Source organism: Mucilaginibacter sp. NFX135 (assembly GCF_048565145.1).
In the GTDB taxonomy this organism is placed as follows: Bacteria; Bacteroidota; Bacteroidia; order Sphingobacteriales; family Sphingobacteriaceae; genus Mucilaginibacter.
Map to the genome: position 1 here is coordinate 5560769 of NZ_CP183412.1, position 13464 is coordinate 5574232.

At 43.0% G+C, this 13464-nt stretch carries 6 protein-coding genes, 2 tRNA genes and 3 rRNA genes; 6 read left to right on the forward strand and 5 right to left on the reverse strand.

The window, feature by feature from the left end; translation table 11 throughout:
* Positions 1–56: 56 nt before the first annotated feature.
* Both ACNURT_RS23220 and ACNURT_RS23225 read left to right on the forward strand, forming a co-directional pair.
* Positions 57–1622, forward strand: a complete 1566-nt coding sequence (locus ACNURT_RS23220) for a hypothetical protein (RefSeq protein WP_419699692.1) — start codon at positions 57–59, stop codon at positions 1620–1622.
* A 138-nt stretch (positions 1623–1760) separates the two neighbouring features.
* Positions 1761–2735 (forward strand): hypothetical protein, encoded by a 975-nt coding sequence (locus ACNURT_RS23225; RefSeq protein WP_419699693.1) that lies wholly within the window; start codon positions 1761–1763, stop codon positions 2733–2735.
* 139 nt (positions 2736–2874) lie between these two features.
* On the opposite strand, the gene rrf is transcribed toward ACNURT_RS23225, so the two are convergent.
* The 5 genes from rrf to ACNURT_RS23250 all read right to left on the reverse strand — a co-directional run bounded on the left by rrf (position 2875) and on the right by ACNURT_RS23250 (position 8434).
* Positions 2875–2986: ribosomal RNA gene (gene rrf / locus ACNURT_RS23230) — 5S ribosomal RNA — on the reverse strand.
* Positions 2987–3224: 238 nt separating this feature from the next.
* A 23S ribosomal RNA gene (locus ACNURT_RS23235) occupies positions 3225–6105 on the reverse strand.
* 262 nt (positions 6106–6367) lie between these two features.
* Positions 6368–6441, reverse strand: a tRNA-Ala gene (locus ACNURT_RS23240).
* Positions 6442–6537: 96 nt separating this feature from the next.
* Positions 6538–6612: transfer RNA gene (locus tag ACNURT_RS23245), tRNA-Ile, on the reverse strand.
* 300 nt (positions 6613–6912) lie between these two features.
* Positions 6913–8434, reverse strand: a 16S ribosomal RNA gene (locus ACNURT_RS23250).
* Together the 16S, 23S and 5S rRNA genes with 2 tRNA genes alongside form the textbook arrangement of a ribosomal RNA operon.
* Before the next feature lie 1284 nt (positions 8435–9718).
* Between ACNURT_RS23250 and ACNURT_RS23255 the strand changes: the two genes are divergently transcribed.
* The 4 genes from ACNURT_RS23255 (at position 9719) to ACNURT_RS23270 (ending at position 13301) form a co-directional block, all read left to right on the forward strand.
* Positions 9719–10651 (forward strand): outer membrane protein assembly factor BamD, encoded by a 933-nt coding sequence (locus ACNURT_RS23255; RefSeq protein ID WP_370999151.1) that lies wholly within the window; start codon positions 9719–9721, stop codon positions 10649–10651.
* Positions 10652–10662: 11 nt separating this feature from the next.
* Positions 10663–10995 carry a DNA-directed RNA polymerase subunit omega gene (locus tag ACNURT_RS23260; RefSeq protein ID WP_076379032.1) on the forward strand — a complete coding sequence of 111 codons (333 nt, stop codon included), beginning with the start codon at positions 10663–10665 and terminating at the stop codon, positions 10993–10995.
* A gap of 195 nt (positions 10996–11190) precedes the next feature.
* Positions 11191–12393 (forward strand): bifunctional phosphopantothenoylcysteine decarboxylase/phosphopantothenate--cysteine ligase CoaBC, encoded by a 1203-nt coding sequence (coaBC, locus tag ACNURT_RS23265; protein WP_419699694.1) that lies wholly within the window; start codon positions 11191–11193, stop codon positions 12391–12393.
* Complete coding sequence (locus tag ACNURT_RS23270) at positions 12390–13301, forward strand: DUF4835 family protein (RefSeq protein ID WP_419699695.1); 912 nt, start codon at positions 12390–12392, stop codon at positions 13299–13301. The genes coaBC and ACNURT_RS23270 overlap by 4 nt, the downstream gene beginning before the upstream one ends.
* The last annotated feature ends 163 nt before the right edge of the window (positions 13302–13464 follow it).

Consider the following 13464-nt stretch of genomic DNA (forward strand, 5'->3'; position numbering starts at 1 on the left):
GGATGAGGCCCCTTTGTTGCCTAATCCAACAAACGTTATTAAATAAGATTGTTGTAATGAAGATCACAAAAAATCAATACCTTTTTATTTTAACCCTGATACTTGGCGCTTACTACCTGGTGATCGGCATTTATTTAAATCACCTGGGTTATTATAATCAGGAAAGCATTTTTTACATCGAGAAAACCAAAATAGTTTTTGAAGGCCTGGGCAACCGCATTAAAGTAATGGGTCTTACATCGCCCTTACTGCCTTTTTACAATACCTTTCTTTTTAGCTGGATAGACTCTTATCTGGCGCCGGTAATAGCATCGGCCATTGGTACGGCCGTTTTATTTTACATTATTGCCAGTACCCTAACCAAACGTATTGAAGACGATTTTTATTTATACGCACTGTTATTGTTGTTTTTTCTGCATCCGGGTTTGTTATACACAGCCTGTTCGGGAAAATCCATTTACATGGTGCTCACCTTCTTTTTCCTGTTCTTTTTTAACCTGCTTAAGTTTTATCGTTCCAATACCACGTTTCACGTTTCGCTGGCCAGTATCTGTTTGGTGATCCTTATTTTTTGCGATTATAAGTTTATCTGGCTCACCTTATTCTTTGCTCCGCTGGTATTGGCCATCACTGTTCAAAGCTTAAACCTGGGCGAAAAGGAATCTATTTTCCGCTTATTTTTAAGTTTTAATAGTCCCTCGCTGCGCCGTAAGCTCATCAATAAAACATTTGCCATCTACATTATCCTGTTTATTTTGCCCGTAGCATCGGTGATCTGTTATAAGCTGCTCAATTTGACGCACGCCAATGATCTGAATTATTTTATCGAGAGCCCTTATGCCACCTGGAACGTGCTGGTTGATAAGCTTAATTTTGATATTGCCACTACCAGCGCCAACTATCAGTTACCCGAGCTATCCATCATGGTATCGTTAAGGGTGATCTATTTTTGTCCGATCATATTGGTGGCTATTTATCTTTTCAGGGAAAGTACCTACCAGGCTTTAACTATTTTAACGCCATTTGCCTTTATTGAATTTTTGCACATCAAGTACGATAAGATATTTTTAAACTACGAGTATTACCTCATTTTCCTGATCCTGGCGTTACTGTGCCTGGTGTTTAAGGCGCAAACGGTAAAGCGGCAGCTGCTGTTTAAGGTAATATTATCGGTTGTGATACTGATCCAATTATATACCGGCTATATTTTCCTGAGCGATTCCTTAATAACCGATGAAAAGAGGTTTATAACAACGCTCACAACAGGCAAACAGAATACCGACCAGGAAGAAAGTATGGAGCTGGCAGATATTATTAATAGTCTGCCCAAAACTTCGCGTGTACTAATGGATGATGCCGTAGCCTACCCTGTTGCCGCGTTTACCCATGACATCCAGAAACTGACCCTACCCTACCAGGAGCTGTTTTTAAGTGCTATAGAAACGCCTTACCGCTATGACAATTATATCCTGATAGCGACCCAAAAGAATCCGTTTACGGGCTATACTCAGTTGAGTAGCCGCTATATCCCACTCATTAAGATAGTGAACAGCGGCGTAAACTACCAACGCGTATACGAAACCGACAACTGGATCCTTTACCGCATAGTTTCTACACAGTAACCTTCCTATATCTTATCATATATTAACAAAGAAAACCCGCTGGTAATGGCGGGTTTTTCTGTTTCTAGGGATACTTAGTTCCCCTTTTAATTGAGGATTAGAATTTAATTATATTTAGTATCTCAAAACCAATATTAAATGACAATTAAGGAAGCGATACTAAAAAGCTTAGACGACGTAAACGGCGTTACGAATTACTATGCTATATATCAACATATAATTGCAAAAGGCTATTACGACTTCAAAGAAGCCAAAACACCTGGTGCCACAATTTCCGCTCTATTAGGTGACTTTATAAGAAACGGAGATACAAGGGTTAAAAGGATAAAGGAAACCGGAGGAACATTTTCCTACTACTTAACCAAAAATGAACAGAACATTAGTATTGAAAAATTAGTCCCGACAACGCTTCCCGATAAGAAGTCAGATAAATTCAATAACTATGATGAACGATCTTTACATAAGCTCTTAAGTAGTTATTTAAAAAATATTGGTATTTATTCAAAGACTATTTTTCACGAACAATCATCCAATAGTAAGGATAACCACCAAAAGTGGATTCATCCAGATATGATTGGAATACAACTTCTAAATCTGCATACTAAGGTCAGTCAAACGTTTCTAAAAGCAATTAATCGTGTGGATACATTTAAATTAACGTCCTATGAAATAAAAAAGGAAATCAATTCAGATTATGAATTAAAACGTTCATTTTTCCAAGCCGTTTCTAACTCCAGTTGGGCAAACTACGGGTATCTTGTGGCTTTTGAAATCAGCGATGGATTAACAGAAGAAATGGAACGATTAAATCAATCCTTTGGAATTGGCATCATAAATCTCAAAGCAAATCCTTACGAAAGCAAGATCCTATTCCCATCTAAGTATAGAGATTTAGATTTCAAAACAATAGACAAGTTATGTAGAATAAACAACGAGTTTGAAAAATTCATAGAACAAACGGAAAAGCTATTAACAGCAAATGAGCGTTATGTAAAATCAACTGAAAAAGAGCTCGATGAATTCTGTGATGAATACTTTTCAAACGACAGCGAAATAGAAAAGTATTGTAAGGAAAAGCATATACCCATGGAGGTAACCACAAACAACCTTTAGCAACTACGATTTAAAGGTCGGCAGTCATATAATCTATGATTTCTATTATTACTATAAGATAGTCAAATTTTATAATGTATATTGAAATCAAAGCACACAAAAAAGCCCTTGACTGTTTCCAGCAAGGGCTTGATTTAAGATTGGGCACCGACCTACTCTCCCACGTTTTACCGCAGTACCATCGGCTCTGGCGGGCTTGACTTCTCTGTTCGGAATGGGAAGAGGTAGACACCGCCGATATAGGCACCTGAATATTTTATAGTTTACTATTGGAGTAAGGATTCGGGGAGTAAGGAGCAAGGATTATTTGTCCTTGATCTTTGTTCCATTCATCTTTTATCCTCAATAAACAATGACATATTATTGAAAGAAGTGATTGAGTTAAGAGAAAACAACAGACATTGTTGTTTAGTTTGTGGTTGATAGTTCATGGTTCATGGCACATATTACTATGATCTATGTTCCATTTGCTATCAACCCTTTTTCTATCTGAAGAAAGCTTCGGGCAATTAGTATTACTCGGCTATGATGTCACCACCTTTAGACCTGTAACCTATCAACGTAGTAGTCTCCTACGACCCTCAATGGAAGTCTCATCTTGTGGCTAGTTTCGCACTTAGATGCTTTCAGCGCTTATCTATTCCCAACGTAGCTACTCTGCAATACAGCTGGCGCCATAACAGATTCACCAGAGGTTAGTCCAACCCGGTCCTCTCGTACTAAGGTCAGCCCCACTCAAACTTCCTACGCCCACAACAGATAGGGACCGAACTGTCTCGCGACGTTCTGAACCCAGCTCGCGTGCCACTTTAATGAGCGAACAGCTCAACCCTTGGGACCTTCTCCAGCCCCAGGATGTGACGAGCCGACATCGAGGTGCCAAACCTCCCCGTCGATATGAGCTCTTGGGGGAGATCAGCCTGTTATCCCCAGCGTACCTTTTATCCTTTGAGCGATGGCCCTTCCATGCAGAACCACCGGATCACTATATCCGTCTTTCGACCCAGCTCGACTTGTCTGTCTCACTGTCAAGCAAGCTTATGCTATTGCACTCCACGTACGGTTACCAAGCGTACTGAGCTTACCTTTGAAAGCCTCCGTTACCTTTTTGGAGGCGACCACCCCAGTCAAACTACCCGCCAAACAATGTCCTCCGCTGTGCAGAGTTAGACACCAAATACAGAAAGGGTGGTATTTCAACGTTGACTAACCGACTCCTAGCGAAGCCGGATCACAGTCTCCCACCTATCCTACACATCCTGTATCCGATATCAATGTTAAGTTGTAGTGAAGGTGCATGGGGTCTTTCCGTCCCGTTGCGGGTAACCGGCGTCTTCACCGATACCACAATTTCACCGAGCTCATGGCTGAGACAGCGCCCAGATCGTTACACCATTCGTGCAGGTCGGAACTTACCCGACAAGGAATTTCGCTACCTTAGGACCGTTATAGTTACGGCCGCCGTTTACCGGGGCTTCGATTCAATGCTTCGCCTTGCGACTAACATCCCCTCTTAACCTTCCGGCACCGGGCAGGTGTCAGGCCATATACGTCATCTTTCGATTTTGCATAGCCATGTGTTTTTGTTAAACAGTCGCCTGGGCCTTTTCACTGCGGCTGACATTGCTGCCAGCGCCCCTTCTCCCGAAGTTACAGGGCCATTTTGCCGAGTTCCTTAGCCATGATTCACTCGAGCACCTTAGGATTCTCTCCTCGACTACCTGTGTCGGTTTACGGTACGGGTTTTTATAACCTGAAGCTTAGCGGGTTTTCTTGGAAGTCTGATTACCTGAACTATCACCTCGTCCGAAGATTTGGTGTACTATCAGCTTTCAGCAAGGTCTGCGTACTTAACTACAAACCCTATACCTACGGCCTTTAACGAACTATTCCGTCAGTTCGCGTCAGTGTCACTACTCCGTCACCGCATCGCAGTTATAAAAAGTACTGGAATATTAACCAGTTGTCCATCGGCTACGCCCTTCGGCTTCACCTTAGGCCCCGACTAACCCTGATCCGATTAGCGTTGATCAGGAAACCTTAGTCTTTCGGTGGGCGGGTTTCTCTCCCGCCTTATCGTTACTTATGCCTACATTTGCTTTTCTATAACCTCCACAGTCAGTTGTCCTTCCTGCTTCGCCGGCATATAGAATGCTCCCCTACCAGATGCATTGCTGCAAATCCATAGCTTCGGTATACTGCTTGATGCCCGTTTATTATCCATGCCCGATCGCTCGACTAGTGAGCTGTTACGCACTCTTTAAATGAATGGCTGCTTCCAAGCCAACATCCTAGCTGTCTGTGCAATCGGACCTCGTTAGTTCAACTTAGCAGTAATTTGGGGACCTTAGCTGATGGTCTGGGTTCTTTCCCTCTCGGCCCTGGACCTTAGCACCCAGAGCCTCACTCCAGCGTATATTAATAAGCATTCGGAGTTTATCTGGATTTGGTAGGATTTGACTCCCCCGCACCCAATTAGTAGCTCTACCTCTTATTAACTCAACCGCCAGGCTGTTCCTAAAAACATTTCGGGGAGTACGAGCTATTTCCCAGTTTGATTAGCCTTTCACCCCTACCCACAAATCATCCGGAAACTTTTCAACGTTTATCGGTTCGGTCCTCCAGTACCTGTTACGGCACCTTCAACCTGTCCATGGGTAGATCACAAGGTTTCGCGTCTACCTCCCCTGACTATACGCCCTATTCAGACTCGCTTTCGCTTCGGATCCGTGTCTTAAACACTTAACCTTGCCAGGGAAGAGTAACTCGTAGGCTCATTATGCAAAAGGCACGCCGTCACACATTACTATGCTCCGACCGCTTGTAAGTACACGGTTTCAGGTTCTATTTCACTCCCCTGTTCGGGGTTCTTTTCACCTTTCCCTCACGGTACTGGTTCACTATCGGTCTCTCAGGAGTATTTAGCCTTACCAGATGGTGCTGGTAGATTCCCACAAGGCGTCTCCGACCTCGCGGTACTCAGGATCCCACTATCCTATCATTACTTACCCGTACGCAGCTCTCATGCTCTATGGCCGGGTTTCCCACCCCGTTCCGGTTCATTTTGATATTCATATTGTGGTCCTACAACCCCTGCTATGCCGTAACATAACAGGTTTGGGCTTCTTCCATTTCGCTCGCCACTACTCTGGAAATCACTATTGTTTTCTCTTCCTCTGCTTACTTAGATGTTTCAGTTCAGCAGGTTCGCGCATTTATGCAACTAGTCTTCAACTAGTTAGGTTTCCCCATTCGGAAATCCGCGGATCAATTCATATTTGCTGATCCCCGCGGCTTATCGCAGCTTATCACGTCCTTCATCGCCTCTGAGAGCCAAGGCATCCCCCGTGTACCCTTTCTTACTTTCTTCTACTCTTGCGCCTTTTGCGCCGCAAGGTATGTCTTTATTTTAGTTAGTTATGATTCGGAGCAAGGATTTCTGGAGCAAGGAATAAGGACCGAAGTCTTTTATCCTTGTTCTTTCCGTCTTTGTTCCAAAGTCCACAACGTCCCTATTCTGTTGTTTTCTCTTGTTTCAATTACTTCTTCCAATATGTCAAAGAACTTTACCCCATTCCAATTAAATGGTCATTTGCATGATATCCTATCCTTTTCAGGAAACGGAGGGTGTGTGGAGAATAACGGATTCGAACCGTTGACCCCCTGCGTGCAAGGCAGGTGCTCTAGCCAGCTGAGCTAATCCCCCTAAAAGATGTGTTTGTAGTGAGTGGTTTATTAAGTGAGTGGTTTTAACTACTCTCTATTCAACCATTCTCTATGAACCCGCAGCTGTGCTGCGTTGTAGTCCCGAGCAGATTTGAACTGCTGACCCCTACATTATCAGTGTAGTGCTCTAACCAAGCTGAGCTACAGGACTTTTTGTTTAGTTTGCAGTTTTTAGTTTGCAGTTTGCTTCTTAGTTAGCTCTTGTTGCCAACTGCTAACTGCATTACTGCCCACTGTGAACTGCCAACTGTGTCCTTTGCTTCCTTTCGGCTACAACCACTGATGGCTTCATCTTTTGGGTTTTCCTTTTGTGTTTTTATAGTGTTAAGCTATTGGATAATCGTCATTTGAAACTTTCGTCTCACATCTCATATCTAACGTCTCACATCTATTTAAGAAATAATCATGTAGGTAACACTTGTTATAGTACTTACTGTGGAAACTGCTCCAGAAAGGAGGTATTCCAGCCACACCTTCCGGTACGGCTACCTTGTTACGACTTAGCCCCAGTTACCGACTTTACCCTAGGACGCTCCTTGCGGTTACGCACTTCAGGCACTTCCAGCTTCCATGGCTTGACGGGCGGTGTGTACAAGGCCCGGGAACGTATTCACCGCGTCATTGCTGATACGCGATTACTAGCGAATCCAACTTCACGGGGTCGAGTTGCAGACCCCGATCCGAACTGTGAACAGCTTTAAGAGATTGGCATCCTGTTGCCAGGTAGCTGCCCTCTGTACTGCCCATTGTAGCACGTGTGTAGCCCCGGACGTAAGGGCCATGATGACTTGACGTCGTCCCCTCCTTCCTCTCTATTTGCATAGGCAGTCTGTTTAGAGTCCCCACCTTGACGTGCTGGCAACTAAACATAGGGGTTGCGCTCGTTGCGGGACTTAACCCAACACCTCACGGCACGAGCTGACGACAGCCATGCAGCACCTAGTTTCGTGTCCCGAAGGACTAAAGCGTCTCTGCTTTATTCACTAACTTTCAAGCCCGGGTAAGGTTCCTCGCGTATCATCGAATTAAACCACATGCTCCTCCGCTTGTGCGGGCCCCCGTCAATTCCTTTGAGTTTCACCCTTGCGGGCGTACTCCCCAGGTGGAATACTTAACGCTTTCGCTTAGACGCTGACCGTATATCGCCAACATCGAGTATTCATCGTTTAGGGCGTGGACTACCAGGGTATCTAATCCTGTTTGATCCCCACGCTTTCGTGCCTCAGTGTCAATCAAACCATAGTAAGCTGCCTTCGCAATTGGTGTTCTGTGACATATCTATGCATTTCACCGCTACTTGTCACATTCCGCCTACCTCTAGTTCATTCAAGTTCTTCAGTATCAAAGGCACTGCGACAGTTAAGCTGCCGTCTTTCACCCCTGACTTAAAGAACCACCTACGCACCCTTTAAACCCAATAAATCCGGATAACGCTTGGATCCTCCGTATTACCGCGGCTGCTGGCACGGAGTTAGCCGATCCTTATTCTTACTGTACATTCAGCTTGATTCACGAATCAAGGTTTATTCCAGTATAAAAGCAGTTTACAACCCATAGGGCCGTCTTCCTGCACGCGGCATGGCTGGTTCAGGCTTCCGCCCATTGACCAATATTCCTTACTGCTGCCTCCCGTAGGAGTCTGGTCCGTGTCTCAGTACCAGTGTGGGGGGTCATCCTCTCAGATCCCCTAAACATCGTAGCCTTGGTAAGCCGTTACCTTACCAACTAGCTAATGTTCCGCATGCCCATCTTGTTCCTATAAATATTTGATTATTAAACGATGCCATTCAATAATGTTATGCGGTCTTAATCTCTCTTTCGAGAGGCTATCCCCCTGAACAAGGTAGGTTACATACGTGTTACGCACCCGTGCGCCACTCTCATGGAAAGCAAGCTCTCCAATCCCGTCCGACTTGCATGTATTAGGCCTGCCGCTAGCGTTCATCCTGAGCCAGGATCAAACTCTCCATTGTAAAATGTTTTGTTTGTCTCTGACCCTATTATTAATAATAGAATCTGTATTTCAGTGAGTGGTGGATTATGTTGATTTAGTTAAGTAGTTATTAAACCACTCTCTATTCTCAACTCACCATTCACCATTGTATCTTTATACAGCTTCCCGCTTTCTTATAACGCACCGGAAGGGTTTAGTTTCCGATCGTTACGCTACATGATTTTCTATTTCTTAAAAGAACTTGGCGCTTCACTATCTCAGATCCGCTTTATAATCTTGGAGTTTTTACACTCCTTAACTTTTCATTTTTGTCCGCCGGAATCGCTCTGGCTTCTCTTTTGTTACTCGCTTCCTTTCGGCCGCTTTCTCTCTTTTGCTACTCATTAACCTTCGTTAACTTTCTCTTTGTTTGCTGCCAAAATCGCTTTGGCTTTTCCCTTCTTTCCCGCTCAGCGTTTCCGCTTTTTTCTTTCCTTCGTTTCGGGAGTGCAAAGGTAGAAACCTTTTTCTATTTTCCAAAACTTTTTTTTCTTTTTTTTATTCTAAAGTTTTGACCGCCTTTCCTCTCTTTTCTCTTCCTCCCCCGGCGGGCTGCAAAGGTATAAACCTTTTTGACTTTCCGAAAATTTATTTGAAGTTTTTTTGGTCTTTATTTTTTCTCTTTCAATCTCACTTATCTGTCTTCAAAACCTCTTCACTAACCTTTCTAAGAACAACCCCGCTTCCTCGTTTGCGGGCTGCAAAGGTATGCATAGAAATCAATTTCGCAAACTGTTTTTAACAAATACTTAATACATGTGCATAAGGCGTTAATAATCAGCTCGAAAAATTACTCATCAAATGTTCAAACCGGGCATTTACCTATAAAATCAATTATAGCGGCCCATATTTGTTAATAAAGTTGCCATTTATCCTGATATTTTAGCAATGCCAATCCAAAGCCTTGTTCTTTACTACTTATATACTATAACTATATATATACAGCAACTGAATAAACAGTTCGCCGGCCCTAAAAAGTGCTTTCATCCATTACTTACATATACTATATATATAGTAGCAGATACATAGCCAGTCATCCAGGGAAAACACAACGTTATTTGCTTGCTTATATACTATATATATAGCTCTCCTATTTAACAGTCTCCGGGAAGAATCTGAACACCCCCGAAAACCTGTCCGCACAGGCTCAATCGTTAAAAGATGTTAAATAGTTTGTTATATACATAAGGAGCAGGAAACACGTTATATATTCGCTGATAAATAAATAATTGACTGATTTATATTATTCACCTATCTTTGCAAAATGTTTAAAAAGCAACTTACGTTATTAGCCAGTGTTTTAGCTCTGTTAATTATCACACTTGGCGGTTGTAAAAGCAAATACGAAAAGTTAAAAGCAAGTAACGATTACGCCAAAAAATACCAGGAGGCCATTAAGTACTATAATCAAAAGGATTATAACAAGGCTTTGGGGCTATTTGAGGTGTTGGTTGAGCGCTACCGCGGACGTGCCGAGGCGGAAGATCTGTTTTACTATTATGCCTTCACCAACTACAAGCTGAAGGATTATACATCTGCCAGATATCACTTCAAAACTTTTGCAGATACGTATCCATCAAGCACGCGGGCCGAAGAATGTCGTTTCTTTTCGGCTTACTGCTACTACCTGGATTCGCCTATATACTCGCTCGATCAGGATAATACCATGAAAGCTATTGAAGCTTTACAGTTATTTATTAACTTGTACCCTAAAAGCGACCGCGTTACTGAAGCAAGTAAGCTGATACAAAACCTGCGCGATAAGCTGGAAACAAAAGCTTATGCCAACGCTAAGTTGTATTTAACCATCGGCGATTATCAATCGGCCGTTATCGCCTTTAATAATGCATTACGCGATTACCCCGATACCAAGTATGCCGAAGAAATGGAGTACCTTACCGTTAAGGCGCAATATTTATATGCTAATCATAGTTTAGAGTACAAACAGGAGGAGCGTTTTACACTGGCTGAGGTTTATGCCAATCAGTTTAATGAAAAATACCCGAGCAGTACCTATGGCAATGATGTGAAAACATTAGCTAAAAACAGTGAACGTGGTATCCAGAATGCCAAACATATACTGGCCGAAGCTTTGAGTAATGACAAGTTAGCCAAAAAATTAGCGGAAAAGGGAAAAGATACCTTGAAAACACAGCCGCCATCAGAAAAGAACCAGCAACAAAAAATTCCATATTAAAAAAATTCAATATGACAGCAAATAACCCAAACAAACCAGCAGTAGCCAGCAGCACTGTAACCCGCGATTTACGCGAGCTGGATGTAAACACGAACAACATATATGAGTCGCTTGTAATTATGTCGAAAAGAGCGAACCAGATATCAAACAATATTAAAGAAGAGTTACACCAAAAGCTTTCTGAGTTTGCATCATCAAATGACAACCTGGAAGAGGTTTTTGAAAACCGTGAGCAAATCGAGATCTCTAAATATTACGAGAAACTGCCAAAACCTTCATTGGTAGCAGTTCAGGAATTTTTGGACGACAAGGTTTACTACCGTAACCCTACCAAAGAAGCGTAAGCTCTTTTAATTCAAAAGTTAAAAGTCAAAATTCAAAATTGCAGGCATAGCCGCTTTTGAATTTTGGCTTTTGTTTTTTTATGTATCTTCACACAGCGAAGTCAGAATTCTTTTGAATTTTGAGTTTTTCACTTTAATTTCCATTTTAAAGGTGTTCAAGATTGCTCCGCAATTTTTAATTTTGACTTTAATTAAATGCTTGAAGGTAAAAATATAGTTTTAGGTGTTTGCGGTAGTATAGCCGCTTATAAATCGGCCTTATTGGTCAGATTATTGGTTAAAGCCGGCGCGCATGTAAAAGTGGTGATGACACCTGATGCTACCCATTTTATTACTCCGCTTACCCTATCTACCCTTTCCAAAAACCCTGTTCATGTTAACTATTTTAAGCCGGACACTGGTGAATGGAACAACCATGTTGAGTTGGGTTTATGGGCTGATATGCTGATCATAGCTCCGGCAAGCGCGAATACCCTGGCTAAAATGGCCAATGGCATTTGCGACAACTTATTATTAGCCGTTTACCTGTCGGCTAAATGCCCTGTATATTTTGCACCCGCTATGGATCTGGATATGTGGCTGCATCCGGCTACCCGGCAAAATGTTACCAGGCTGCAATCCTTTGGTAATATATTAATAGCCCCCGGATCGGGCGAGCTGGCGAGTGGCTTGTACGGTGAAGGCCGGATGGCTGAGCCCGATGAGATAGTTGCTTTTTTATCATCAGCCTTAAAAAAAAAACTCCTTTTAGCCAATCATAGTATCGTGGTTACTGCAGGTCCTACTTATGAGGCTATTGATCCTGTGCGTTTCATCGGTAACCATTCGTCGGGCAAAATGGGCTTTGCCATTGCCGATGAACTGGCTTCTATGGGCGCCGACGTAACCCTCATCAGTGGCCCTTCGGCCGAGATAAGCCATCAGCAAAACATCAAACGGATAAACGTAACCTCGGCAGCGGAAATGCTTGCCGCCTGTGAGAGCAACTTTAAAACAGCGAAAGCCTGCATTATGAGCGCAGCTGTGGCCGACTATACCCCTGTTCATGTAGCCGAACAAAAGATCAAGAAACAGGATGACGGCCTCAACATCGAGCTCAAAAAAACGACCGATATTTTAAAATACCTGGGCGAACAAAAAAATCCGGAACAGATATTAGTTGGTTTTGCACTGGAAACCAATGATGAAGAACAAAATGCAATAAGCAAGCTGCAAAGAAAAAATCTTGATTTTATTGTGCTAAATTCGCTTAACGATGCCGGGGCCGGTTTTAAAAAGGATACGAATAAAGTAACCATTATTGACCGCGACCTTCAAAAAACAGTATTTGAGCTTAAAAGCAAGGAAGCTGTGGCTCACGACATTTGCCTAAAAATTGCCCAACTCATCAACAGATGAAAAAAATATTCTTTTATATTATTTTAACCCTCGCCGGTTTCAGGGTTGCCGCCCAGGACCTTAACGCCCGGGTGCAGGTTCTTTCGCCCAAAATACAGGGGAGCAACAAGCGTATTTTCCAGACGCTGGAAACAGCCATGAAGGATTTTTTGAATGGCCGCAAATGGAGCGCCGACGCTATACAACCCCAGGAAAGGGTAGATTGCAATTTTGTACTCAACATTACCAATTGGGATGGCAGCAGCAACTTTAGCGGCGAACTCCAGGTACAATCGTCAAGACCGGTTTATGGTTCAACTTACAATTCCACCATCATTAACCTGACCGATAAGGATGTTGATTTTATTTATAACGAAGGTCAGACTATTGATTATACCGATCAAAGTTTTCAAAGTAACCTGAGCTCTATCATGGCCTTTTACGCCTATGTTATTATCGGGTTGGATTACGATACGTTTTCATCTTACGGCGGATCGCCTTATTTTGCGGCTGCACAAACAGTGATCAATAATGCACAAACCGGATCATACCGAGGCTGGAAAGCTTTCGATGGCAACATTAGCCGGTATTGGCTTTGCGAAAATCTGAACAATAAAGCCTATGCCCCATTACGCAGCTTTTTGTATGATTACCACCGTAATGGTTTGGATATTATGGCCGATAATACATCAAAAGGTCTTAAAGCAATCTCCTCTTTTCTACCATCATTGCAACAGGTAGACAGACTGCGCGTAGGCGCTATGCTCCCGCTTATATTTTATACCGCAAAAAGTGATGAACTGGTGTCGCTGTTTAGCAAAGCCGAACCGCAGGACCGTTTACAAGCCATGAACATACTGGTACAGGTTGATCCGGCCAATGGTAATAAGTACCAGGCCTTACAGGGTAGCAGCCCTACTACACGCTAAGCAAGGTAACTCCAGAACAGGCTACCCACCTTGATAAAGTGGGTTTACATGTAAACCATAACTCAAAGTCATAATAAGTTCGGCAAAACCGGTGTTCCGGCGATTGACTCACCCGGTCTACGCTTCGCTAGACCACCCTCTCTTCGCCTTCGGCGGAAAGAGG

What these genes read in the sequence shown, in the direction of transcription:
- ACNURT_RS23220 (WP_419699692.1), top strand. Translation starts at nt 57, where the DNA reads ATGAAGATCACAAAAAATCAATACCTTTTTATTTTAACCCTGATACTT.
- ACNURT_RS23225 (WP_419699693.1), top strand. Translation starts at nt 1,761, where the DNA reads ATGACAATTAAGGAAGCGATACTAAAAAGCTTAGACGACGTAAACGGC.
- ACNURT_RS23255 (WP_370999151.1), top strand. Translation starts at nt 9,719, where the DNA reads ATGTTTAAAAAGCAACTTACGTTATTAGCCAGTGTTTTAGCTCTGTTA.
- ACNURT_RS23260 (WP_076379032.1), top strand. Translation starts at nt 10,663, where the DNA reads ATGACAGCAAATAACCCAAACAAACCAGCAGTAGCCAGCAGCACTGTA.
- coaBC (WP_419699694.1), top strand. Translation starts at nt 11,191, where the DNA reads ATGCTTGAAGGTAAAAATATAGTTTTAGGTGTTTGCGGTAGTATAGCC.
- ACNURT_RS23270 (WP_419699695.1), top strand. Translation starts at nt 12,390, where the DNA reads ATGAAAAAAATATTCTTTTATATTATTTTAACCCTCGCCGGTTTCAGG.